Source organism: Methanobrevibacter sp., assembly GCF_045646045.1.
Taxonomy (GTDB): domain Archaea; phylum Methanobacteriota; class Methanobacteria; order Methanobacteriales; family Methanobacteriaceae; genus Methanocatella.
This window is the reverse complement of record NZ_JAZRJY010000008.1, coordinates 15,923-41,974: the sequence shown is the minus strand read 5'-3', so window position 1 is coordinate 41,974 and position 26,052 is coordinate 15,923. Positions and strand designations below refer to the sequence as shown.

The 26,052-nt window shown below is 33.2% G+C and carries 15 protein-coding genes; 10 read left to right on the top strand and 5 right to left on the bottom strand.

The features are described 5' to 3' along the window. The first annotated feature begins 6 nt into the window (after nucleotides 1–6). Together hemB and ACKI5C_RS00580 are read left to right on the top strand one after the other, a co-directional pair. Entirely contained in the window at nucleotides 7–1,011 is a 1,005-nt protein-coding gene (gene hemB, locus ACKI5C_RS00585) for a porphobilinogen synthase (RefSeq protein ID WP_407430985.1), read from the top strand. Then, nucleotides 1,008–1,880 carry a triphosphoribosyl-dephospho-CoA synthase gene (locus tag ACKI5C_RS00580; RefSeq protein ID WP_407430983.1) on the top strand — a complete coding sequence of 291 codons (873 nt, stop codon included), beginning with the start codon at nucleotides 1,008–1,010 and terminating at the stop codon, nucleotides 1,878–1,880. Before hemB ends, ACKI5C_RS00580 begins: the two co-directional genes overlap by 4 nt. A gap of 73 nt (nucleotides 1,881–1,953) precedes the next feature. Here ACKI5C_RS00580 and ACKI5C_RS00575 read toward each other — a convergent pair whose 3' ends face one another. Together ACKI5C_RS00575 and ACKI5C_RS00570 are read right to left on the bottom strand one after the other, a co-directional pair. After that, on the bottom strand, nucleotides 1,954–4,629 hold the full coding sequence (locus ACKI5C_RS00575) for a condensation domain-containing protein (protein ID WP_407430981.1): 2,676 nt from the start codon (nucleotides 4,627–4,629) through the stop codon (nucleotides 1,954–1,956). Then, on the bottom strand, nucleotides 4,626–8,894 hold the full coding sequence (locus ACKI5C_RS00570; protein WP_407430979.1) for an AMP-binding protein: 4,269 nt from the start codon (nucleotides 8,892–8,894) through the stop codon (nucleotides 4,626–4,628). Before ACKI5C_RS00570 ends, ACKI5C_RS00575 begins: the two co-directional genes overlap by 4 nt. 320 nt (nucleotides 8,895–9,214) lie before the next feature. Here ACKI5C_RS00570 and ACKI5C_RS00565 point away from each other — a divergent pair, with 320 nt between their 5' ends. From ACKI5C_RS00565 to ACKI5C_RS00545, 5 genes are all read left to right on the top strand, one after another. Further along, the gene (locus ACKI5C_RS00565; RefSeq protein ID WP_407430977.1) at nucleotides 9,215–16,738 is read left to right on the top strand and encodes a right-handed parallel beta-helix repeat-containing protein; all 7,524 of its coding nucleotides are present in this window, start codon (nucleotides 9,215–9,217) and stop codon (nucleotides 16,736–16,738) included. Nucleotides 16,739–16,828: 90 nt separating this feature from the next. Beyond that, nucleotides 16,829–17,437 (top strand): TetR/AcrR family transcriptional regulator, encoded by a 609-nt coding sequence (locus ACKI5C_RS00560; RefSeq protein ID WP_407430975.1) that lies wholly within the window; start codon nucleotides 16,829–16,831, stop codon nucleotides 17,435–17,437. A gap of 13 nt (nucleotides 17,438–17,450) precedes the next feature. Next, a complete protein-coding gene (locus ACKI5C_RS00555) occupies nucleotides 17,451–18,062 on the top strand; it encodes a GNAT family N-acetyltransferase (RefSeq protein ID WP_407431005.1) in 612 nt (203 codons plus the stop codon). After that, on the top strand, nucleotides 18,063–18,791 hold the full coding sequence (locus ACKI5C_RS00550; protein ID WP_407430973.1) for a flavodoxin family protein: 729 nt from the start codon (nucleotides 18,063–18,065) through the stop codon (nucleotides 18,789–18,791). A 72-nt stretch (nucleotides 18,792–18,863) separates the two neighbouring features. Next, entirely contained in the window at nucleotides 18,864–19,418 is a 555-nt protein-coding gene (locus tag ACKI5C_RS00545) for a manganese efflux pump MntP family protein (protein ID WP_407430971.1), read from the top strand. 63 nt (nucleotides 19,419–19,481) lie between these two features. On the opposite strand, the gene ACKI5C_RS00540 is transcribed toward ACKI5C_RS00545, so the two are convergent. Then, complete coding sequence (locus ACKI5C_RS00540; RefSeq protein WP_407430969.1) at nucleotides 19,482–20,858, bottom strand: MATE family efflux transporter; 1,377 nt, start codon at nucleotides 20,856–20,858, stop codon at nucleotides 19,482–19,484. 166 nt (nucleotides 20,859–21,024) lie between these two features. Here ACKI5C_RS00540 and ACKI5C_RS00535 point away from each other — a divergent pair, with 166 nt between their 5' ends. Genes ACKI5C_RS00535 through ACKI5C_RS00525 form a run of 3 tightly spaced genes read left to right on the top strand, consistent with a single transcriptional unit; the run spans nucleotide 21,025 to nucleotide 24,054 of the window. Beyond that, a complete protein-coding gene (locus tag ACKI5C_RS00535; RefSeq protein WP_407430967.1) occupies nucleotides 21,025–22,566 on the top strand; it encodes a phenylalanine--tRNA ligase subunit alpha in 1,542 nt (513 codons plus the stop codon). Further along, nucleotides 22,566–23,351 carry an exodeoxyribonuclease III gene (locus ACKI5C_RS00530; protein ID WP_407430965.1) on the top strand — a complete coding sequence of 262 codons (786 nt, stop codon included), beginning with the start codon at nucleotides 22,566–22,568 and terminating at the stop codon, nucleotides 23,349–23,351. The genes ACKI5C_RS00535 and ACKI5C_RS00530 overlap by 1 nt, the downstream gene beginning before the upstream one ends. A 1-nt stretch (nucleotide 23,352) precedes the next feature. Next, nucleotides 23,353–24,054: a TIGR02253 family HAD-type hydrolase gene (locus ACKI5C_RS00525; RefSeq protein WP_296795153.1), complete on the top strand. Its 702-nt coding sequence runs from the start codon at nucleotides 23,353–23,355 to the stop codon at nucleotides 24,052–24,054. On the opposite strand, the gene ACKI5C_RS00520 is transcribed toward ACKI5C_RS00525, so the two are convergent. Both ACKI5C_RS00520 and ACKI5C_RS00515 read right to left on the bottom strand, forming a co-directional pair. After that, nucleotides 24,055–24,735 (bottom strand): DNA polymerase domain-containing protein, encoded by a 681-nt coding sequence (locus tag ACKI5C_RS00520; RefSeq protein ID WP_407430963.1) that lies wholly within the window; start codon nucleotides 24,733–24,735, stop codon nucleotides 24,055–24,057. Nucleotides 24,736–24,991: 256 nt separating this feature from the next. Next, nucleotides 24,992–25,660 (bottom strand): Ig-like domain-containing protein, encoded by a 669-nt coding sequence (locus ACKI5C_RS00515; protein WP_407430961.1) that lies wholly within the window; start codon nucleotides 25,658–25,660, stop codon nucleotides 24,992–24,994. Nucleotides 25,661–26,052 lie beyond the last annotated feature (392 nt).

Sequence of the window (26,052 nt, the reverse complement as noted above, 5' to 3'; positions counted from 1 at the left end):
AATAAAATGCAGTTTCCTATTACCAGAATGAGAAGATTGAGAAAAAATTCTAAAATACGTGATATTGTATGTGAAACCAAGCTTCAAAAGGAAGATTTAATCTATCCTATTTATTTTAAACAGGATTTGCAAGGGGATGAAAAGGAAGAAATTTCATCACTTCCCGGCGAATACAGATACTCCTTAAAAAGCGGAGTGGAATTTGCAAAAAAATTGGAAGAAAAAGGATTGAAATCCATTATTGTTTTTGGAATTCCTCCTGAAGATGAAAAGGATGAAATTGCAACTCCTGATTATGCTGATACTGGTATTGTTCAAAAGGCAATCCGTGAACTTAAAAAGCAGACAAATCTTGTTGTTATAAGTGATGTCTGTTTATGTCAGTACACTTCACATGGCCACTGCGGTTTGATAGTGGAAAATGAGGATACTGATGATGGAATCGAAATATTGAACGATGAATCACTTGAATACATTGCCAAAGTGGCTCTTTCACATGCCCGTGCAGGTGCAGATATCGTAGCGCCGTCAGACATGATGGACGGAAGAGTTGGAGCCATCAGGCAGGCTTTGGATGAGAATGGATATTATAATGTAATGATAATGTCCTATTCAGCAAAATATGCTTCTGCATTTTATGAACCGTTCCGTCAGGCAGCCTGTTCATCACCACATAAAGGAGACAGAAAAAGCTATCAGATGGATCCTGCAAATGCCGTTGAGGCAATACGAGAATGTGAATTGGATGTAATTGAAGGCTGTGACTTTTTAATGGTTAAGCCTGCTTTGCCGTATCTTGATGTTGTAAAATCAGTAAGGGATGAATTCATGTTGCCTCTTGTTGCATATAATGTGAGCGGTGAATATTCAATGATTATGGCAGCTATTGAAAAGGGCTATCTAACTGAAAGGGCAATAATGGAAAGCTTGCTTTCAATTAAAAGAGCAGGGGCTGATTTGATTATAACAAACTTTGCACCAAAAGTATTGTTGGAGGATATGATAGAATGAATGTAGATGATATTGTAAAACTGACCCAGATAGCTTCCGCATTGGAAGTCAGCGGATACCCTAAACCGGGAAATGTTCACAGAACCCGTGATTATGATGATATGGTCTTTGAAGACTTTGTAATTAGTGGAATAGTAATTGGAGATGCTGTTCGTGAAGCATGTACTGATGTTGATGTTGAAAACCCTAGATTGGGAAAATACATTTTGGATGCAGTAGCGGAAACCGACAGGTGGATACACAACAACACCAATTTGGGTATTGTAATGATGACCACTCCTATTGCAGTTGCAGCAGCTATAAGTGACAGCTTTGATGAATTGCGTCCAAACATTGTTAAGCTGATGGCAAATACCACTGTAGATGATGCATGTGATTTGTATGATGCAATCAATATAGCGGCTGCCGGAGGTATGGGTGAAGTGGACGAATATGACGTTACATCAGACTCCGCTAAGGATGAGCTAAGAAAGAATAACCAGACAATGTATGATGTTTTAAAGATTTCAGCTTCATTTGACATGCTGGGAAGGGAAATGACTTCAGACATGCCTATTGTTTTCGAGATGGGTTATCCGACCTATCATGAGCTTAAGAAAAAATCTTTAAATGAAGCATGTGTCATGACCTTTTTGACAATTCTCTCTCAGGTTCCTGATACCCTGATTTATAGGGAAGAGGGGGAAGATGCCGCTTTAAAAGTCTCCATGATGACAAAAGATCTTCTAAAACTTAAGGATGAAAGTGATTTTGCCGAAAAACTTGCTGAATTTGATGATTATCTATATGATAATGGTTATAATCCAGGAACAACTGCTGATTTGACTGCAGCTTCCATTTTAGTAAGTAATCTAAAAGATCACTTCTAATTTCTTTTTTTTATATTTTTTTTATCACATTTTGGATCCAACATCTGATAAGTCTTGACAATATTGGATTTGATTAATTAAAATCTTTTTTTGAGATGCTGCTTAATTTAGATGACATATCTGCATTAAGGATATTTGATAAAACCAAATTATATGTGTCTGCAAAATCTTTAACCATTTTATCGGAATATTCATTTGAATAAACAAACATTAAGCTATAATTTTCATCATTTTCTAACATCTGAACAATAAATTCTGCAATCAGTTTGTCCGTACTTTCCAGCAAATCATTGATAAGCTCACCAGTGCCTTCTGAAGAGTTAATTCCGATGTTTTCATCATCAATTACATCATAGCTAATCCATTTAGGCACATACTGGAATATTACATTAACATCAAAACCGTACCTCTGTGCAATTAAAAAAAGAGGATAATAATTATACTTTAACACATTATAAACAATATCTGATGAATATTCCAGGAATGAATCAATTTCCTGGTCTTTGCACTCTATCAATAAAGGCACAACGCCCGCATACAATCCTATGGAATCATAATCATTAAATCTGTCGCGGCCATTATCAATCATGGAAAATGAGACTTTATCGCTTGCTGAAAATCTGGATAATGTATATGCAAAAACGGTGGTGAATAATGCATTTTCACTTAGTCCTGTTTTGTTTAAAAATGATTTGATGGCATCAGAGTTAAATTCAAAATCAAATGTGGTAATACTAAATCCTTCTGAGGAATTATCTTTAATCAGGCCCTTTACATCACTGATGTCACTGAGCATTGAATCATAAAAGTTAACCGCTTCGACATATTTGTCTGTATCTTTAATCTGCTGATCAAAGGCAGATAATCTTAAAAAGGAATCATCAATATCAACGCGACCTCCATCAAGTAAAACCTGAAAATCATGTTTAAATACATTTGATGATATTCCGTCATAAATAATATGATGAAATTTGGCTAACAACATGTAGCAATCATCCAATTCAACAATTTTGAATCTGGATAAATAGTTATATAAATCAAGAGGTTCATCAAGGAAATTTTTAACAGTATCTTCATTATAGCTATGTTCAATGGAAATAGGAGGTTTTGTTCCTTTCACCATGTATGGATATTCTCCCTTGAATAGTCTCAGCACAATGGGAATCATTTCAATAATGCTTTTAATGTTCCATCCTTTATTTTGAAGTATTTTTATAATTTCATCCTTTCCGTTTTTATCACTATCCGAATTTCCCAATTCCTTTATTACATTTATATTATCCTGAATTCTTGTATATAGGCTTTTTTTATCTCTTATTCCATAATAATCACTTAAATGCATATTTAAAATCGGATGGACTTTTAACATTTCATCCAATACTTCAAGTATCTTTTCAAGACTGTATTTTTTAGGAATATTTATGTAATTTGGGATTCGGTAGAAATCAAAATTGTCATTGATTATGCAGTCTGCAAAGAGATTGGCCTGATTACCATTCAAAGGACATCCTTCATCTACAGAATAAATGTCTAAATCTAAAGTAATATCATCAATATTTTCTGCAATAGCTGCTGGAGTACGTAAATTAAAAATTTCTGAGGTAGTAATATCATATTCTTCAAGATAAGACAACAGCTTAATGGCAATTAATGAATCTCCTCCCAAACGGATGAAATCATCATGAATGCTGATTTTTTCTCTGTTAAATATTTTTTCAAAGGCATTTACAATGTCTTTTTCTTTTTTATTCCTTGGAGCAGCATATTCTGCATGCAAACTCTCCCTGTCAACATCAGGCAAAGCACGTTTGTCAACTTTACCGTTAACTGTTAAAGGAATCTTGTCCAGTTTAACGACAAATGAAGGAACCATATAATCTGGTTTATTTTCACCAACATGTCTTTGAACATTATTTGTAAGCTCATTATCATCAATATCCTCGGAAATTACAATATAAGCCACTAATTCATAATTATATCCATTTTTAATAGTTTGAACAGTAACATCCTCAACATAATCAATATCACGAATTACAGATTCAACCTCAGACAATTCAACACGATTTCCCCTAATTTTAACCTGGTTATCTAAACGACCCAAAATAGCCAATGAACCATCAGGCAACATGCGCACTAAATCACCAGTACGATACATAACGCCATACTCTTCAGTATCAAATGGATTGATTATAAATGCATGAGCAGTTTCCTCATCACGATTCAAGTAACCGTCAGCAATTTGATATCCTGCTAAACACAGCTCACCAACAGCACCAATAGGAACACGCCTACTCTCACTATCCAAAACATAAGATTTCATATTATAATTTAATGTACCAATTGAACTTGAATCCAATTTATCTGAATTCTTAATTGAAGATACGTATGCAAATGTTTCAGTAGGACCATATGAATCAACTAATAAATAATCTTCAGGACTATTAACTTCACCTAATTTTTCACCAGCAACAAGTAAAAGATCTAAATCAACATTCTCAACAGTTTGCATATAAAGTTTACCTACCTGAGTAGTGATATATGCATGAGTTACACCATGTTCAATGAAATATTCATTCATTTTATTCATATTCAAAAGAATATTCTCTGGAACTACACAAAGACAACCACCACTAACTATAACAGCACCCATTATGAAACTAGATGCATCAAAACCAATATTAGAGAACAAACCAAAAACATCATTACTATTGAATTCATATCTCCCAACATAAGACTCAGAAACATTCAAAATAGATTTTCTAGTGATTTAACACCTTTTGGAAGACCAGTAGTACCACTAGTGTATAAAATAGAAGCTAAATCACCATAAACAACAGGTAATTCATCTAATATAGCAATATCACCATTGACAATATCTGAAATATTTAAAAGAATGGTTTGTTCATCAGTTAAATCCTGTACACGTTCAAGAGTTTCGTCGCTGACAATAACAACACTGGTGCCGCTATCCTTTAACATGAATTTAATGCGTTCATCAGGTAAATTATCGTCTAAAGGAACATAGATACAACCTATGGATAAAATCCCCATTGTACAAAACATATATAATTCAGAACGCTCAACTAAAAAGGAAACAGCATCTTGTAAATTAACTCCTAATTCTATTAATCTTTTGGCCAGTTTATCTGCAATAAATGCTCCTTCGCTGTATGAATATGATTTGTCCTTGAAGGATACAAGTGTATTGTCTGGATATTTAGCCAGATTATCGTTGAATGCATCCAAAACATCAGGATAATTTAAATCATTTTCAGTCTGATTATAGCTATTTAAAATATCCAAATCGGATTTTGGAGTGTAGTTAATATCTGATAAAACATCTGCATCCATTATCTCTTTTAAAATCAATTTATAGGACTCTGCAAAATGCTCGATAAAGTCTTTTGAGAATTTTTCACTATATAAAATCCGGATTCCCATTTTGTCCTTTTCCACATTGAAGATATAAAATGACAAATCACCTATTACGTCATGCTTTAACTCACTGACTTTATAATTCGGTTTTTCTTCATTTATTAAACTGTAAAAAAGGTCATGGGAATATTGGAATGTGATGTCTGAGTTTAAATCATATTCTCCGGCAAGAATCCTGAAAGGATATAAATCATATTTCATGACTGAGTTAATCAGATTACTTGAATAATCTAAAAAAGAATCGATTTTTTGATTTTTACAGTCGATAAGTAATGGCAATGTTCGAACAAACATTCCTGCGGACTTGGATAAATCAATATGACCTCTTCCGTCATCAATAAGATTGAATAAAACTTTAGAAAAGCCAGTAAATCTTGATAATGTGTAGGCAAAAACGCTTGAGAAAAACTGGTTTGGAGTAATGGAATGATTATTGATAAAAGAGTTCAGTTTGTCATTGTCAATGTTGAAAGTCTCACTATACTTGAAATCATTCTCATCATCAGTTTTTACACACGGCAATAATTCATATGTCTCATCAACATCACTCAACATCAAATCAAAGAATTCATGAGCATTTTCCATATAATCGGAATCAATATGTTCTTCAAATGAAATTTGCCTTAAAATACCATTGTCAATAAAATCAACGTCATTGCCTTCCAGAATTGATACTAAGCTATTTAATATGATGTTTGAAGAGCTTCCGTCAACGATTAAATGGTGAAAATCAACACACAGATAATTTGTTTTATCATTTTCCACTATCATGAATCGGGATAAGGATTTTTCCAGTTCAAAGGGCTGAACAAAAGATTCAATATCATTTTCAAATTGATTGATGATTTGCGGTTTTGCATCAAAACTAAATGATAAAATTTCATTATTCTGTATTACTCGGGCAGATAAAACAGGATATGCATCCGCTAATTTTTCAATAGCTTTTCGGATTTCATCACCGGAATAATGCTTATTGAATTCAATCATGAACGGATTGTTGTAAGCAGTGCCCATGTCATTAACCATTTCATCCAGATAAACGTTCAGCTGAGACTCGGATAATGGACAATAGTCATCAAAGCTGTAATCGATATCAGCTGATGAGTCAGCATCAAGATTATATTTGATGTGGTTGGTAATGTTGACCGGTGTTCTTAACTCCATTATGTCTTGGGAATATATATCAACGCCCAATTTTTCCTTCAATAGAATCTGCAGGTTCATTGCAGAGAGTGAATTTCCTCCCAATGCGACGAAATCGTCATCTATTAAAACATAATCTCTGTGTAAAACTTTTTTGAAAGCATTTGCCACAACATTCATTACATCGTCGCCGATAATGATTTCAACATTATTTTCCTTAAGTGAAAATTTGTCTATTTTACCATTTGGATTTAATGGAATTTCTGTTAATTCAATAAAAAGTGAAGGAATCATATAATTTGGCAATTCAGCTTTCAGTTTCTCTTTAACCGTATTAATATCAAATGCGTCATTGACTGTGTAGTATGCTATAAGATTATCATAGTCAACATCAAGATAAATATCGCAAATTTCGTCGTATTGTTTCATTATGCTTAAAATTTCATCAGATTCAATACGAAAACCCCTAACTGATAACTGGTCATCTTCACGTCCGATAATTTCGATTTCACCGTCATAATTATAAAATCCTATATCTCCTGTTCGATACATTCTTTCATTTGCCTGGCATGTGCAATGGGGGTTATCAACAAAGACTTCATTTGTCATTTCAGGATTATTGTAGTATCCATGGCTTATATGTCTGCTTGAAACACAAATTTCTCCAGGAACATTTAATGGCATCTGATTTCCATCTTTATCTAAAATATAAACCCATGTATTTGTAATCGGCCTTCCTATAGGCACATTATTGCTTTGAATATCCTTCAAATCATAAATTTTGGTAATGGCAAATACGATTTCTGTTGTTCCATAAAAATTAACTATTTTTGTGTGCCTTTCTTTTTCGATTAGTTTGTTTAATTTTGCACCTGCCAAAACAAGATAATCCAGTTTTAAATCTTCATTTTCAATGATTGGAATACCAAGGCTTGGAGGTAAGATTAAACTATTGATGGGATTTTCTTTAAGTTCTTTAATCAGCAATAAGCTGTCTTTTTGTTCTTTTTCATTGAATATTCTTATACAGACTCCCAATACTAATGAAGCATTGATTACAACGGATGCAATGAAACTGAAACTGAGATAACATCCTAAAACATCGTCATGTGACAGATTAAAAAGATGTTTAAAGGAAAAAGAAGACCATATACATTGTTTGTTTGAAAAAGGTACTCCTTTGGGAAGGCCGGATGTTCCTGAAGTAAACATGATTGTTAATAAATCATCACCATTGCCTACAATATCCAGTTCAACATCCTTGTCATTGCTTAAATCTTCAATGCAGATTGTGGTGATTTTAAAATCACGGGATTTTCCAAGTTCTTTAGTTGTAATGATGCATTCTGCTTCACTGATATCCAGCATGTGTTCAATGCGTTTATCTGGATATGAACTGTCAATTGGAATAAAGCAGGATCCAATTTTATTCAGTGCCAAAATCAATTCGGGATAATGATAATTGCGGGGAAGCATCAAAGCAACGTGGCTTCCCAAACCGAGATTGTAATTATTTTTTAAATCATGAGCAATGGAATTGCTTGAGTATTCCAGTTCGCCGTAGGTTATTTTATTAACCCCATCATCAACTGCAACTGATTCGGGTCTGGCTATTGCATTTTCACGAAATGCTCTTGATAATGTTTTATCTTCATCGACCTCAAATGTCTTTCCTTTGCTGTACTTGGAAAGTAATGAGACCTCATCACTGGAAAGAATGTTTATCTCATTTATATGTTGGCCGGAATCCTTTACCACATTAGCTATTAAAGATTCAATATTGGCTGCCATGTGTTTCATGTAAATGTCTGAAAACAAATCGCAATTATAAATCAGCTCCAATGAATCGGCGTACATGTTCAACGTTAGGGCAGAATCTCTACCTGTTAAAATGCTGATATCTGCCATATCGCCAAAATCATAAATGGAATAATAGGATAATATGTCTTCAACATATTTGTCAATATCAATTTTAGTATGTTTGGCAGCATCATTCAGGACTTCTTTTACTTTGTTTAAATAATCAATAAATGTGGTGTCTTTAGTATATTTGATTTTTAATAGGGTATTTTTATAAGATAAATCGTCTGAAATTATTGTTTTTAAAAGGCACCCTTCTGTTCTGTCAATTCTGGATAAATATAATGAAAATATTGCAGTTATAAACTCAAATTGGGAAATGGAATGTTTTTTTAAAAAATCAATGTTTTTTTCGTTTTTTAATTGAATTTTTATACTTTTATAATCCTCTGATTTGATATTGTGAAATATGACATAATTTTCAATATCTGAAAGATAATTTTTCCAGTAATCAGCTTCTTTTTCTAACTCCTGTGGAGATAAATAATCATTTTCAATATTTTCTGTGGATGAATTTGAATTATTGGATAAGTTGTAAATATTATCCAATTTGAATTTAATACTTTCAGATTTCATTAAATCACCTATTTGAAAATTATATAACAAATATAAAAATAATTATAACTTTGATAATAATATGGTTAAATATGTGGTATGATGAATTAATAAATTTACCTATTTTTTTAATTGTTCTTATCATTTCTGTTGATTATGATTTTGAAATTATTTATTTAATGTTTTAAATTTTTTTTAAAAACAAAATTTTGAAATGGGGTAATTTTTCCTAAATTTTTTTAGGTTTTTCAAAATTTTTATATATTTCTTTAAATAAATATAATAGTGTAAAGAATATTTAATATTTATTAAAGTATTCTTTACTAATTTGATGTGATATCATGAAATTGAATAAAAAAATTTTATGCTTATTTATTGTATTGGTGGCACTTTTGGCTGTTAATGCAGTAAGTGCAGCAGATAATACTTCAGATATTGTTGCAAGTGATGCATCAGTCTCTGAAATTGGTCTTTCTCAAGGAATTGATGAAAGCCTAGGTGCTGCAGATACATTTGTTATTACAAATCAAACATTCAGCAATTATTTCACTGCTGATGGTGAGTTGAATAGCAATGTCAGTGCAGGATCTACTTTGGACTTCCAAGGTACTTTCACTGGTGAAGCTTATAAAGTAAACATAACCAAACCAGTAAACATCATTTCAAGTACTAAGGATGCGTTATTTAATGAAATTGGTAAAAAAGATTCTACTGGCGGATGTTTCCACATTTCAGCTGGCGGATCTGGTACCAACGTAAGTGACATTAATTTTATAAACTCTGCTTTTTATGTGACCGGTGCTTCAGATGTTTCAATTGAAAACATCAATATGGTCGCTAACATGTCCGGTGTCGGATCAGGTACCGGTTTCATGTGTATTCAGGCAGGTTCAAGATATGTAACAGTTAAAGACAGCTATTTTGAAAACGGAGGTACCGGTTCAAGTATACTTGTCATCGGTTATTCAGATTACTGTACTATTGAAAATAATGAAGTTTTCATTAATGGAAACAGTGGAAATGCAGTATATATAACCACTTATGTTCCGGCAAAATACTCAGGTAGTGAACCTACCGGAAACATAATTTCAAACAATTATATTCACGGTACATATTCCTCTTTGTGTATGGCATTGGTTGTTGCAGGTAATGAAAATGAAATTTTAGACAATACTATTGATTATAGCGGAAGCGGTATTGCAGGCCAGTCATTTTCTACCCAATATAATAACACCTATACTGGCAATATTTTAAAAGGAGGATGTTCATTCACTGCCGGTGAAAATTCATATGTTGCTGGAAATCAGGTTACAGGTACATTTACTGCAGGCTCAGACAGTCTTGTAATAGATAATAAAATGATGTCCTTATCATTATCCAAGCCAAATGTGGTCTTTACAGAGAATTATATTGCTACAGGTGGAGTAACTCTTAATTCTGGTGCTACAAACACTATATTTACTAATAATGTTGTAGAATCTTCTATGACTGTTAAATCAAATAACAACACTATTAAAAAGAATGTTATTGAAACTGATGATGAATATGCAATTGATTTAACAACAAGTACTGGCAATGAAGTTTCAGAAAATAATTTGAAATCTACTAACTTCGCAGGAGATGCTGCAGTTAAAACAGATGGTAATAACTCTGTACACGACAATAGTGCAATGGACAATATTGTCACTCCTTTAAATTTCTTCAATTTCTTTGATGACTATGGTCATTACAGAAACCTCAGTTTTACTGAATTGTACTTTTATGGCGAATTTAATAATTTGGTAGATGCAATTATGATTGATAGACCATTATCTCTTATAGCTATTGATGCAACTTTAAATGACATGACATTTTTCATTAGTTCAGATAATGTTACTATAGATGGTTTTGAAATGAATCTTGAAGTTGCTCCTGAAATAACTACGGGTTCAGCTATTTTAATGGACAATGTAACAAACATCCTTATTGAAAACATGAATATTGATTATTCTTTAGATGAACCAAATTATGCTTATGTTATTTACGCAGCAAATGCTAACAATTTAACTATAGTAGATAGTGAATTTTTCTTAGAGGGTAAAACAACAGGTAAGGAAATAAATAACATTATTTTTGTTACTGCATCATCAGATGTATTGATTGAAGATAATGAAATCTATGGACACCTCCCATCATGCTACGTTGACTGGAAAGAAGTTCCTCCTGCAAGCGGTAACTGGGTTAAATCTCCTAGAAGTGAAGGAGTAGTTATTGATAGATGTTCTGACGTTACTATGTCCAATAATGAACTTTTAATTTCATTTAATGATGTCGTTGGAGATTATGATACATTATATGCAGTTGATATTACAGATTCAGAAAACGTTAAATTTGTAGGAAATGATATTATTGCTATAGGTAATAGCTACATTTACGGATTATATGTCGAAGCTGACGGTTTGTTAATTGATGATAATAGTTTCCAGATAGAATCTAAGGAAAATTATGCAAATGCAATTGAAATTGAAGCATCACAAAATGCTACTCTCAGCAATAATATAATTTATGCTAGCGCACCAAATCTTACATACTCTATTTATTCCGGTATGAACGGCGGAGACTTGCAAGTTGAATATATCAACAACACAATTAATGCATTTGCAGACATTGTTTATGGTATGGAGTTATGCGGTACAGATGAATTTGTATCTGGAAACACAATCATTGTTAAAGGTAATCAGACTACAGCTATTGCCGCTAAATCAAAAGAACTCGCTATCCAGGATAATATCATCAATGCTTTAGGTGAAAACTTAGGAAACTCCACAACCACAGATGTATTTGTTCCAATGACTACTGCTATTCATTTAATTGGCTCTAATGCATTCATATTTGGTAATACAATCTACTCCTATTCCAGCGGTATTGTTGCTGAAGGAGCTGAGGCTGTAATTGACCGTAATACAATTGATATTATTGATAATGGTTTGGCTGATTCCTATGGAATATTAGCTGAAGGTTCAGACATTGGTATATTCTTTAACAATGTCACTTATGCAGGTAACACTGCTGGCGATACTATTAACAATGCAGTTAACTTAATTGACTGTATTGATTCAGCAGTGGATGGTAATGTCTTTGATATTTATATACCATCATGTCCTGTTGATTGGAGAGAAATTCCTGCTGCAAGCGGTAACTGGGTTAAATTCCCTATTTCTGAAGGTTTAGTATTCACTAACTGTTCCGACTTAATATTAAATAATAATAATGTAACTGTTAACGCCAGTTCTGCTGTCGGTGATTTTGATACCATTTATTGTATTGATATTAAGGAATCAGAAAATGTAAATGTAACTAATAATAATATTTTTGGTAATGGTTTATCATACATCTACGGATTATATATTGAAGCTGATGAGTCAAATGTTGAAAACAATATCTTCCTCTTAGAATCAGAGAACTATGCTAACGGTATTGAAATTGAAGCATCAACCAATGCTGCAATCAGCAATAATTACATTGATGTGGAATCTCCTGTTGTTGCTTATGGAATTTACTCCGGCATGAACGGTGGAGACTTGTTGGCCAAATATATAGAAAATAATATTTATGTTAATTCAGATATTGCTTATGGTATGGAGTTATGCGGAAGTGACGAAAATGTGGGTATGAATACAATTACTGTAGTCGGTAATAAGACTACTGGTATTGCTGCTAAATCAGAAAGCGTAAACATCTTTGATAATTTCATCTATGCTTTAGGTGATAACTTAGGAAACTCCACAACTACTGAATCATTCGAACCGATGACTGTCGGTATTCACTTGGTTGGCTCTCCTCGTTCATTAATTGAGTATAATATAATCAACTCCAATTCCAGAGGTATTGTTGTTGAAAATGCATTTTCTATTGTTTCGAACAATGAGATTAATGTTACTGATAACGGTTTGGATGATTCCTACGGAATATTGGCTGAAGGTTCAGACATTGGTATCTATAATAACAACATAACCTATATAGGTAGCAGTGAGGGTGATACTATTAACAATGCGGTTAACTTAATAGACTGTATTGAACCGGCAGTGGATTATAATATCTTTGATATCTTTATACCATCATGTCCGGTTGATTGGAAAGAAGTTCCTCCTTCAAGCGGTAATTGGGTCAAGTTCCCAGTTTCTGAAGGTTTGGTATTCACTAACTGTTCTGATTTAGAATTAAGGGGAAATGAAATTGGTGTAGAAGTCAATCGTGTTATTGGTGCATTCGATACCATTTATTGTATTGATATTAAAGATTCAGAAAATGTTGATGTCTCAGATAACTTTATTACTGGTGTAGGATGTTCCTACATCTACGGATTATATATTGAGGCTAATGACTCACTTGTAGATAACAATACTTTCATTATTGGATCTGATAATTATGCTAACGCTATTGAAATTGAAGCATCAACCAATACTGTAGTCAGCAATAATTACTTTGATGTTGAATCTCCTTCTGTTGTTTATGGAATATACTCAGGTATGAACGGTGGAGACTTGGAAGTTAAATACCTTAACAACACTATTTTTGCTAAGTCTGACATTGTCTATGGTATGGAATTATGCGGAACTAGTGAAAATGTTCAAAATAATCTTATCACCGTAATGGGTAATAAGACTACAGGTATTGCTGCTAAATCAGAAAATATAAACATCTTTGATAATACTATCAATGCTTTAGGTGAAAACTTAGGAAACTCCACAACTACTGATTCATTCGCTCCAATGACTGCAGCTATTCATTTAATTGGATCTGAAACACTTATGGAACGTAATAAAATTATCTCTAATTCCAGAGGTGTTGTTATTGAAGACGGTTTATTAGTTATGGAACTTAATGAAATAAATGTCCTCGATAATGGTATGGATGATTCCTACGGAATTTTAGCTGAAGGTTCAGACATTTCTATTTATGATAACAACATAACCTATATCGGTAGCAGTGAGGGTGATACTATTAACAATGCGGTTAACTTAATAGACTGTATTGAACCGGTAGTGCTGGATAATGACTTTAATATTACTCTCTCATCATGTCCTGTTGATTGGAAAGAAGTTCCTGCAGGAAGCGGTAACTGGGTCAAATTCCCTGTTTCTGAAGGTTTAGTATTCACTAACTGTTCTGATTTAGAGTTAATTGGAAATGAAATCGGTGTTGAAGTCAATCGTGTTATTGGTGCATTTGATACCATTTATTGTATTGATATTAAAGATTCAGAAAATGTTGATGTCTCAGATAACTTTATTACTGGTGTAGGATGTTCCTACATCTACGGATTATATATTGAGGCTAATGACTCAGCTGTAGATAACAATACTTTCATCATCCAATCTGATAATTATGCTAACGGTATTGAAATTGAAGCATCAACCAATACTGTAGTCAGCAATAATTACTTTGATGTTGAATCTCCTTCTGTTGTTTATGGAATATACTCCGGTATGAACGGTGGAGACTTGGAAGTTGAATACTTAAACAACACTATTTTTGCTAAGTCTGACATTGTTTATGGTATGGAGTTATGCGGAACTTCTGAAAATGTTCAAAATAATCTTATCACCGTAATGGGTAATAAGACTACAGGTATTGCCGCTAAATCAAAAGACCTTAATATCTTTATTAATAGGATTAATGCTTTAGGTGAAAACTTAGGAAACTCCACAACTACCGATTCATTTGAACCAATGACTGTGGCTATTCATGTAATTGGATCTGTTGCAGATATTGAACGTAATGAAATTATCTCTAATTCCAGAGGTATTGTTGCTGAAAACGGTTTTGCTAAAATTAACACAAATGAAATAAATGTTGTAGATAATGGTATGGATGATTCCTATGCTGTTTTAGCTGAAGGTGTGGACATTGGTTTATATAAAAACAACATCACTTATGTCGGTAACACCAGTGGTGATACTGTAAACAATGTGATTAACTTAAAAGACTGTATTGAACCATTAGTGCAGAGTAATAACTTCAATATTACTATTCCATCATGTTATGTTGATTGGAAACAAAATCCTGATGGAAGCTGGGTAAGCAGTCCTATAAGTGAAGGTATTGTCGTAGATTCTGATGAATTATATATGGAAGGTAACGTCATTGATTTAAAATATAATGGTGTTGTTGGAGATTATGATACCATTTATGCAATAGATATTAAGTCAGATAATTCTAGTGTTAAAAATAATAAAATCAATGCAAACGGACACTCCTATATTTATGGATTATTGATTTCCGGTGAAGATTTCGCTGTTGAAAACAATACTGTTACTGTAGTGTCAGATGACTTCTATGCTAATGGTATTGATATTGAAGGACCTGCTAGCGGTGTTGTCAAAGACAATATATTCGTAACTAATGCGAATGGTGCTGTATATCCAATTTATTCTGCAATGTCAAATGGTGATGTAACAGCTGATTATGTGAACAACACTATTATTGCTTATGCAGAAAATGCTTATGCTATGGAATTAGCTGGATTAGAAGAAAATGTTGAAGGAAATAAAATATTAATTGGCGGTAATACTGCAATTGGTATTTACTCATTCTCTAAAGATGTAAATGTAAACAATAATACAATGTATATTATATCAAATGACACTTCTTCCACTGCATTTTTAGGTAAATTAGGTAATGCAACAATAACCGACAATACCATTTCAGTAATGGGTGAATACACTATTGATGTAACTGCTATTGAAGCTGTAGTAAAAGATAACTACTTAATAGCTAATGATTTAAAAGGTGATGCATCCGTTGATTATGATCCTGATACTTCATTAGTTTACAACAACACTCCTAAAATGGAAAAATACTTCCTTACAAGTGAAGGTTTAGAAAAATACTATGGTAATGCAAAACCATTGGAATTCATATTGACTGATGCTTTAGGCAATCCTGTTTCCAATAAAACAATTATCTTTACAATAAACGGTAGAAACTACACAAGAACTACTGATGCAAATGGTACAGCAAGAATTAACATTAATTTAAATGCTGGTAATTATGTGGTTAACGCAACCTATCTCGGTGACGGTTATAATTTAACTGAAACTGCTGATGTTACAATTTTAAGTACTATTGAAGGTAAGGATATTACTAAAATTTATAGAAACGGTACTCAGTACTATGCAACTTTCACTGACAGTGAAGGTAACCCGCTTACTAATACTGATGTAAACTTCAACATCAATGGAGTATTATATACCAGAAAAACAAACGAAAACGGTACTGCTAGATTAAATATTAATTTAAACCCTGGTAAATATGTCATTACTGCATATAACACAAAAACCGGTGAACAAGCAGCTAATAACATTACCGTTTTATCTTCCATTGTTGACAACAGTGATTTAACTAAATATTATAGAAACGCTTCTCAATATGTAGTTAAAATCCTTGATGATGCTGGTAATCCTGTCGGTGCTGGTAAAAACGTAACATTCAACATTAATGGTGTATTCTACACCAGACAAACCAATGCATCAGGAGAAGTTAAATTAAATATTAACTTACAACCTGGTAAATACGTAATTACAGCTACTTATAACGGATGTATGGTTTCAAACAACATTACTGTATTGTCTACTTTGGTAACAAAAGATCTGACTATGAAATATAGGGATGGATCAACATTCAATGCAACAGTATTGGATGGCCAAGGTAAACCTTTACCGGGCCAAAAAGTAGAATTTAACATTAATGGTGTGTTATATTCCCGTACAAGTGGAGCTGATGGTATAGCTAAGCTTAATATCAACTTAATGCCTGGCAATTACATCATTACTTCATCCTATAATGGCTATTCTGTTGGAAATAAAGTTACAATTTCAGGTTAAGGATTTAATTTCCTTAACTTCTTTTTTTTATTTTTTTTGCAATACTTTTATATTCTATTAAGTTCAATATTTAACTAACAAGTGTTAGTTATGAATAATAAAGAAAAAATTTTTCACGTTTCAATTGATTTGTTTTCAAAATATGGATATGATGGTGTATCTGTCCGTAAAATTGCTTCAGAAGTCGGAATAAAGGAAAGTTCGATTTACAATCATTATAAAAGTAAAGAATCAATTTTGGATTCAATATTGAATTATTATATTGGGGTAATGACAAAAGAGGAAATTCCTGTAGCTCAGGCAAGTGAAAATCTTGATGTGGGCTTTGATTATTTCTATAGTTTCGGACTGGAATTTTATATTGACCGGCTGAAAGAAGAGGACATGATGAAAATAACAAGAATCATTTTGGTTGAAGCATATCACAATGAAAAAATCAGAACATTTGTAAAGCAGGCAATAATTGAAGGTCCGATTAATGGATGGATTGTACTTTTTGATTTGATGAAAGAAAAAGGACTGATTAAATCAGATTGCAATTCAAGACAGCTTGCCGAATCCTTCTATTATTATGGTCTCTTTCTGTTGATAGAGCATTTTATAGTCAATTATCCTCAGGATGATGAAGAATTTCTAGTGGAATTTGGCAAAAAGACACAAATTCATATTAAGCTGCTTTACGATTCTGTAAAAATATGATGGGGGAAATAACATTAAGATAAGACTGGAATCACAAGAGGATTATCTGGAAGTTGAAAATCTTGTAAGGGACTCCTTTTGGAACGTATATCGTCCGGGAGCATATGAGCATTATATTGTACATAATTTAAGAGATGATGATTCTTTCATTCCTGATTTGGATTATGTTATTGAATGTGATGGCAGGATTATAGGCCATATTAACTATTCTGTAGGTTCAATGGATTATGGGGATGAAAAAACAGATGCGGTGGTATTGGGTCCTATTGCTATTCATAAAGATTATCAGAATCTGGGTTTGGGGTCTAAACTAATAGAATATACTTTAAACCTTGCTGAAAAGAAAGGAATTCCTTTCATTGTTGTCATTGGTGATGAAAACTATTATCACAGATTTGATTTTGTATCTGCATCAAATTATGATCTGTATCTGGATGGAACAGATACGTCTGAAGAATGTCCTTTTTTTATGATAAAAATATTTGATGAAAGCAAAGTTAAAAATAAAAGGGGAATATTTTTCAATCCTTATGTATTTGATGTTGATGAAAATGATGTTGATGAATTTGACAAAAAATTTGAATATAGAGAAAAACTAGTATTGAAAGGTCAATTAGGTGTTTAGATGAAATATTTAATAATTAACGGTTCTCCAAGAAGAAAAAATACGTATGATGTTATAAAACAAGCTATAAGTAATCTGGAAGGGGATTTTGAAGAAATCCATTTGATTGAAAAGCAGATTCCAATGTGTGTGGGTTGTACGAATTGTATAATGATTGGAGAGGACAGCTGTCCTCATCGCGATAAAGTTCAGCCCATTGTTGAAAAAATAAAAGAGTGCGATGCAGTTATTGTCGGATCACCTGTCTATGCAATGAACGTATCTTCTCTTTTGAAAAATTTCATAGACCATACTGCTTATCTTTACCACAGACCTCAATTCTTCACGAAAAAAGGATTGGTTGTCGTTACAACTGCCGGTGCCGGTCAAAAAAAGGTAGCCACCTACATTGATGAAACATTAAGACATTGGGGAGTAAACAAGGTGTATAAAATTGCAATGGCCTGCGGAGGCAAAGAAAATCTTGAAACGTCAAAAATAGATAAAGAGGCAAAGAAATTCGGAAAGGATGTTGAATCAAATAAGCTGCACAATCCTAAATTCGGAGATATTATATTTTTCAATGTGTGGAGAGCCATGGCAGTTTCAAACAATTCCATTGAAGCGGATAAAAAGTTCTGGAAAAATACCGGTTTAATTAACCACGATTTCGGCCCTGAAATTAAACTGAATGTTATAAAGAAGCTGTTTTCAAAAATAATATTTGCTTTCTTTAAATTAATTTTTTAATCTGATGGGATAATTCAATTGCCGATAATGAATCAATATCGTTTAATAATATGAAATTATAATGTAATAGTGATGTCATTTAATTTAGTTTCTGTTTTTTTAATTGCAGTAGCTCTTGCAATGGATGCATTCAGTGTATCTCTGACAAAAGGTTTCAGTCAAAAAAATCTTAAGAATAGAGAAATATTTTATTATGGATTGTTCTTTGGAGGATTTCAATGTATAATGCCTATTTTAGGATATTTCTGTGTAAGCACAATATCTGATATTGTTCAATCATTTGCACCGATAATAGGATTTATTTTGCTTCTTGCTGTCGGGCTTAACATGATTCGTGAAAGTCTTTCAGGAGATGATGATGAAATAACTGACAATTTCTCATTCAAGGAAGTGACGCTGCTTGCAATAGCAACAAGTATAGATGCATTTGCTGTAGGAATCACCTTTGCCCTTTTAAATGTTCCGATATGGATTTCATCATTGATAATCGGTGCAGTTGCATTTGCATTCAGCATTGTCGGCATATATATTGGCCGCATTCTCGGCAATTGGCTGGGAGACAAGTTCCAGATAATAGGCGGTGTGATTCTTATCATCATTGGAATAAAGATTCTTCTTGGATGGTGATTATTTCCCCAATATTGGAGTGATTAATTTTTAATTTACTCCATTCAAATCAAATCTAATTTTTTAATCATTCTTAACTGGATTAAAGTAACTTTCTATTTTTACAAGATAATAGTTAAGATATCCGAATGAAAGAATGGAACCTACAGCCATTCCACAGACTAAACCGAAATATATTCCAACATCATTCCATCCTAAAACAAATCCGAATAACCCTGCAAATAGGATTTCAAGAATTAATGACCTTAAAATTGTAAAGACTAAAGCTATTGTTCCTTTTCCCATACTCTGGAATAGGTTTCCAGCTATTACACCTAAAGGCATCGCCAATAAGAAGAAACATAGGATTCGAATTGCTTCGGTTATTCTTAAAGATAGGATTTCACTGCTTGCGGAATATGCAAATATGTGGGATAGGGGCTCTGCAAAAATAAAGCAGAAAGCACAGATTATGATGGAAGATATTAAACCTAGCTTAATACCATAATTTCTAGCTATTTTCATGTTCTTATAATTTCTGGCACCATATGCGGCACCGCCCACTGTTAATGTTGCTACTCCAATACCGATTAGTGGTGCAATTCCGATTGAAATCAGCCTCCATGTTGCAGTATATGATGCAACGGCAATTGTTCCTGAAAGCAATGTTAGCCAGTAATTCATTAAAATAGATACGAATGACAAAATAAATTGTTCGATGCTTGCAGGAATTCCCACAACCAGAATGTCCTTATATATGTTTAAGTCTCTTTTATACTCTTTCATGCTTATTTTTAAAAAGCTGTCTTTTTTGACGAACATCCAGTACATCATCAGAAACATTGGAATTGCTGCAGATATTACTGTAGCTATTGCAGCTCCGCTGACACCTAATTTCAGGACATAAATAAATATCGGATCAAAAATCATGTTGATTATTGCCGTATACATCAGCGGATATGATGCCCTTTTGATTTCACCCTGTGATCTGAATATTGCAGACATCATTGCAGGTATGAAGATAGAAAAGCTTCCTGTCATTATGATATATCCGTAATTTGAAGCATCTTCAATTACTTCCCCGGCTCCCATCTGAAGCAGTAACGGCTTTATAATTATTAATAGAAGTATTGTTGTTATTATGGTCACTATTATGCTCAGCATCATTGAGTGGATTGCGCCGTTTCCTGCAGCTTCATATTTTTTAGCTCCGATGCATCTTGCGATTAGACTATTGGAACCTGCCCCAAGACCATTTGCAAATCCAACTAAGGTTAAAAAAAGTGGTGTTACAAATCCGACTGCAGCTAATGCACCGGAACCAAGTCCTCCAACCCATACACCATCAATAATATTGTTCATCATCATAAACAGATTACTTATAATAATCGGGACTGCCAACTTGTTAATTGCCTTTTTGGGGTGATTTACAATTAAATCTATATCTTCATTCGCTTCCATAATAATCATCTGCATATGGACTTTTTGTATTTGAACTTTAAAAATTATTTGGTAATAATTATAATTTTTTTTTAAAATTAACTTTTTACATATTTTTACAATATCTTTATTAATAAATTAAAATAGATATTATAATATTATTAATGATAATTACTATGGTGTTTAAATGAGTGAGGATATTGAAAAAACCATTAACGAATTACATATTTATGAAAAGAAACTTTTAAAAGAGCTGGAGGCAAATCCCAAAGCAACTCCTGAAGAAATTTCTGAAAGCAGCGGTATGGATATTAAATCTGTTATGAGTGCTGCAGGTTCTCTTGCATCTAAAGATATAATTGAAGTTGACAAGGAAGTTCAGGAAATATATTCCTTAACCGAAGATGGTCTTAATTATGCAGAACATGGTCTTCCTGAAAGAAAAATATTGGATGTTTTAGCCCAAAAAAATCAAATTCATATGAAAGATTTGGCCAATGAAACAGGAATTGATAAAAAAGAGGCAAATATTGCTCTCGGATGGTTACGCCGTAAGGATTGGGCTCAAATTGATAAAGGTGTAGTTAACATCACAGATTTTGGTATGGAGTTTGCAGATAAGCTCGGTGCTGATGAAAAAGTTTTGGATTATCTTAAATCAAATGCAGATGGAGTTAAACTTTTCACTGATGATTTAAGGGATGGTTTTTTAAAACTTACAGGTAGGAAAAATATCTTAAATGTTCAAAAAGAAACCTCACATTCTTTTAAAATATTACCTAAAGGTGAAGAAATACTTAAGCACGGATTCACCATACAGGAACAGGCTACTCAATTAACACACCAGCAGTTAAAAGATGGGGAATGGAAAAATCTCCAGTACCGTCCATATGATATTAATGCTGAAGCTCCAGTAGTATTTGCAGGAAAAAAACATCCTTTAAGAGTAATCATTGATGAAATTCGTGAAATCTTTTTGAATATGGGATTTTCTGAAGACAAGGGAGACTATGTTGAATCTGCATTCTGGAACTTCGATTCACTCTTCCAGCCTCAGGACCACGCAGCCCGTGAAATGCAGGATACGTTTTATCTGAAAAATCCTCTGACATGTGACTTGCCGGATGCTGATCTGGTTAAATTAACTGCTGAAACTCATGAAAACGGTGGGGGAACAGGTTCAATCGGCTGGCAATATGACTGGAGTGAAGACATTGCACGCCAAAGTGTTTTAAGAACACACACTACCGGAATTTCAACCAAACATTTATATGAATTCGAACCGCCAATCAAAATGTTTTCTGTTGGCAGAGTATTTAGAAGAGAAACTTTCGATTATAAGCACCTTCCTGAGTTCCATCAGGTTGAAGGATTAGTCTGCGATGAAGGAATCAGTTTCCAAAATCTTTTAGGTACTCTGAAAGAATTTTATAAAAAATTAGGATTTGAAGTAAGGTTCAGACCTGCATATTTCCCTTATACTTATTTGTCTACTGAAACCGAAATTTATTTGGAGGAAAAAGAAAGCTGGATTGAGCTCGGTGGAGCCGGAATGTTCAGACCTGAAGTATTGAAACCTTTGGGAATTGACAAACCTGCTCTTGCATTCGGTTTAGGTATTGAAAGGCTGGCAATGATTAGATACGATGTGTCTGACATTCGTATGCTTTATAAAAGTGATATTAAATGGTTGCGTGAGCTTAACCTAGATGATGGAGTGAAATTATAATGTCAATCAAGTTAATTTCTTGGAACGTTAACGGAATCAGGGCAGTATCTAAAAAAGATGAATTTTGGGATTGGTTTGATAATACTGATGCAGATATTATCAATTTTCAGGAAGTAAGAGCAACCAAAAAGGATATTCCTAAGAAATTAGCTGATGTTGATGAATATGACTCTTACTTTAATGAGGCCGAAAAGAAAGGATACAGCGGTGTTGCAACTTACTCTAAAATTGAAACTGTTGATGTCAGCCGCGGATTGGGAATTGAAGAACTTGACAATGAAGGAAGAGTTTTGAAAGTAGAATTTGAAGACTTTATTCTTTACAATATATATTTCCCCAACAGCGGAATGGAAGCTAAAAGACTTGATTTTAAGGTAGCTTTCTGTGATGCTTTGCTTGATGAGCTGAAAGAACTCAAAAGTCAGGGCAAAAACCTTGTAATCACTGGTGATTATAATATTGCACACAATCCTATTGATGTTTATAATCCTAAAAATTGTGAAGGAAAATCAGGTTATCTTCCCGAAGAGCGTGCATGGCTTGATGAACTTGAGAAAGCGGGTTTTGTCGATACGTTCCGTATGTTTGATGAAGGTGAGGACAATTTCACCTGGTGGAGTTATCGTACCCGTGCCAGGCAAAGAAACGCCGGATGGAGACTTGATTATTTTTATGTTAATGAGGAAATTAAAGATAATGTTAAATCAGCTGCTATTTTAAGTGATGTCTATGGTTCAGACCATTGTCCTGTCACTTTGGAGCTTGATTTCAATAAGGGGGGTTAATATGGTAGATATAGTTAATGAAGATGACCGTGTTGTATTTTTTGATGTAGATGATACATTATTGGATACTTCCACTTTTGCACAAACTGCAAGAAAGGCAGCTATTGAACTGATGGTTGACAATGGATTGCCTTTGGATAAGGATGAAGCTTATGGTGTTTTAAAAACAATCATTCGTGAAAAAGGTTCCAATTATGGACAGCATTTCAACGTATTGACACAAGTTGTTCTGGGCCATGAAGATCCTATGCTTGTTGCTTTGGGAATGATTACTTATCATAACGTTAAGATGGCACTTTTAAGACCTTTTGCTGATACTATTGATACATTGATTTACCTTAAAAGTCAGGGCTATCGTTTAGCAGTAATATCCAATGGTATTACAATCAAACAATGGGAAAAACTTGTCCGTCTGAATGTTTATTCATTTTTCGATGAGGTAATCACCTCTGAAGAAGTCGGCAAAAAGAAACCTGACAGGTTGATTTATGATGTTGCCCTAAGAAAAATGAACGGGGACCCTGAAAAATCAGTAATGATTGGAAACAAGTTTAGGGAAGATGCTTTAGGTGCAGTCAATGCGGGCATGAGTGCTATTTTAGTAAATTCCGATGTTACTGAAGAAGACAGGGAATATATTAAAAAAGAACAACTGGACATTACCGTCATTGAAAATATCGGTGATGTAAATACTATATTGTAGTTAAAAGAACGCATCCAGGCTTTGCTGTTTTTCACCGACAGCCAAGTCCTGCAAATCTTTTTTTGAATAGCCTAAAGGTTCCATTATACGTCCGACAGCAGGAATTATCTGATTGTTGATGTAATAGTCCTTATCATAGGTAACGCCTTCACTGTATTCGTATGGAACAGCTCTCTGGCTTATTGAACCCTTTCCTTTTTTTATAATGTATTGGATGATTGTGCCTCTTGTTACCTTGATTCCGTGTTCCTCTATAATCTGGGCAGCAACTACATGAGGCCCCACCTGTTTATATTCTTTCAGTGGCTTGTTGATTTGGGTATGGATGATTAATTCTTTGTTTTCAACATCTCCTTTTCTGATTCTTTTAAGCACTTTTTTAACCTCTTCGATTGCTTTTTCGGCATTCCCTTCACTGAGCAGTGCCATAAGCACAGCTTCCTGAGTTTCCTTAACAATCGGCGCCCAGTCTCTTCTAACTAATTCCAGTCCTTTAGCTATTATCTCTCCGTCTTCAATAACAGCATATCTTTTTTTAGTTACAAAGAATCCTCTTCTGTAAAATCCTTCGTATTCAAGTTCCATACTTTCAGGCAATGCTGCATTGAAATCCTTTAAAAAGACTTGTGCTTGAGATTTTATTTCCGCTTCCAGTTGGAGCTGTTCCGGTGTTTCTTTCATTGTGAATATTTTTGATAAAAGTATTTAAAATAGTTTTTTAAAGGCAACGATTTTCTGCACATCATTTGCCTATGAAATAATGAAATTCTGGCTCAATTAAATTGATAGTTACTTTTCTATTTTTAATTTAATTGTGTGACATTTACATTAACTGACAGCACTTTGAAAATCAGACTTGGTTTTGTGTTGTGATGTATGTATAATAACTAAAATCATAGAAAAAAAGAAAAAAAGATGATTGCTTAATGAATCATCTCTACTTTGTACTATTGTTATGGTTAGTACTGTTGGTTGAGCCTGGTCCGTAGGTTGCAATCCATTCGGTAACGGTTAAGCCTATTCCTTTACCGTTAGGCGCATCAATAACTACATTATCGGAAGATCTTACCCACAGTTCAAGCTGTGGTATGAAGTAAGTTCCAGGGTCTCCAGGGAATGGATTGTCTGGAGTGTTATTTAAATTCTGGTCAGTATTATTATTTTTAGGTTTATTGTTGTAATCATTAGTGGATGCAACAGATTTTCCAGGGGTTTTTTTAGCTAAATTGTCTGCTAAATCATCTGTAATGGTGATGACATCTTTAGCAGTGGATGGTGCATATTTGTCATTTCCAGCATAACTTATTTCAATTTCATATTTTCCGGCTTTTTCCCCACTAATCATCAGATGGCCTTTACCTTTATCGTCAGTAGTTACGGAATATTTTTCAGTACCGTTATTATATGTAATATTTAAAGTTTGACCCGCAATTGCATTACCTTTATCATCTTTCAGTTCAAACTGTACTGCTTCCCCATTTTGAAAAGTTTCATTATTTATTATTTTTATTTCGGTTTTTGTCTTTCCGATTTGTCCAAACATAAAAGCGGCACCTGCAGCGATTATGATGACAACCAAGATAGCAATTATTATATTTTTATTCATAATATTCACCTCTAATGTGTAGTTTAGATAGTTTAATATATAAATATTATTATTATTATTCAATTATATTTTTTAGGTAACAATCTATTTAATCATATTTGTATGTTCAAGTTTTAGGATATTCATATATTTTTATTCATTAATCACAGAATATATTGCTGTTTTTTTTTAGAAATTATTTGATAATTTTTTAAATCAAAAATGAAAATTATTCAAAATAAAATAATTCATGACAGCACTCTTTAACAGAATTAAAAATTTTAACAGATTTTTTTAAAGACAATTTTTTCCACTTGGGGGAAATATTTATCTCCTGATATGGAAATATTTCCCTGAAAAATTACATTATTACTCTTCAAATGCTCTTGGAATTGATTTATATCTTTTTTATA

What these genes read in the sequence shown, in the direction of transcription:
- hemB (WP_407430985.1), top strand. Translation starts at nt 7, where the DNA reads ATGCAGTTTCCTATTACCAGAATGAGAAGATTGAGAAAAAATTCTAAA.
- ACKI5C_RS00580 (WP_407430983.1), top strand. Translation starts at nt 1,008, where the DNA reads ATGAATGTAGATGATATTGTAAAACTGACCCAGATAGCTTCCGCATTG.
- ACKI5C_RS00570 (WP_407430979.1), bottom strand. Translation starts at nt 8,894, where the DNA reads ATGAAATCTGAAAGTATTAAATTCAAATTGGATAATATTTACAACTTA.
- ACKI5C_RS00565 (WP_407430977.1), top strand. Translation starts at nt 9,215, where the DNA reads ATGAAATTGAATAAAAAAATTTTATGCTTATTTATTGTATTGGTGGCA.
- ACKI5C_RS00560 (WP_407430975.1), top strand. Translation starts at nt 16,829, where the DNA reads ATGAATAATAAAGAAAAAATTTTTCACGTTTCAATTGATTTGTTTTCA.
- ACKI5C_RS00550 (WP_407430973.1), top strand. Translation starts at nt 18,063, where the DNA reads ATGAAATATTTAATAATTAACGGTTCTCCAAGAAGAAAAAATACGTAT.
- ACKI5C_RS00545 (WP_407430971.1), top strand. Translation starts at nt 18,864, where the DNA reads ATGTCATTTAATTTAGTTTCTGTTTTTTTAATTGCAGTAGCTCTTGCA.
- ACKI5C_RS00540 (WP_407430969.1), bottom strand. Translation starts at nt 20,858, where the DNA reads ATGGAAGCGAATGAAGATATAGATTTAATTGTAAATCACCCCAAAAAG.
- ACKI5C_RS00535 (WP_407430967.1), top strand. Translation starts at nt 21,025, where the DNA reads ATGAGTGAGGATATTGAAAAAACCATTAACGAATTACATATTTATGAA.
- ACKI5C_RS00530 (WP_407430965.1), top strand. Translation starts at nt 22,566, where the DNA reads ATGTCAATCAAGTTAATTTCTTGGAACGTTAACGGAATCAGGGCAGTA.
- ACKI5C_RS00525 (WP_296795153.1), top strand. Translation starts at nt 23,353, where the DNA reads ATGGTAGATATAGTTAATGAAGATGACCGTGTTGTATTTTTTGATGTA.
- ACKI5C_RS00520 (WP_407430963.1), bottom strand. Translation starts at nt 24,735, where the DNA reads ATGAAAGAAACACCGGAACAGCTCCAACTGGAAGCGGAAATAAAATCT.
- ACKI5C_RS00515 (WP_407430961.1), bottom strand. Translation starts at nt 25,660, where the DNA reads ATGAATAAAAATATAATAATTGCTATCTTGGTTGTCATCATAATCGCT.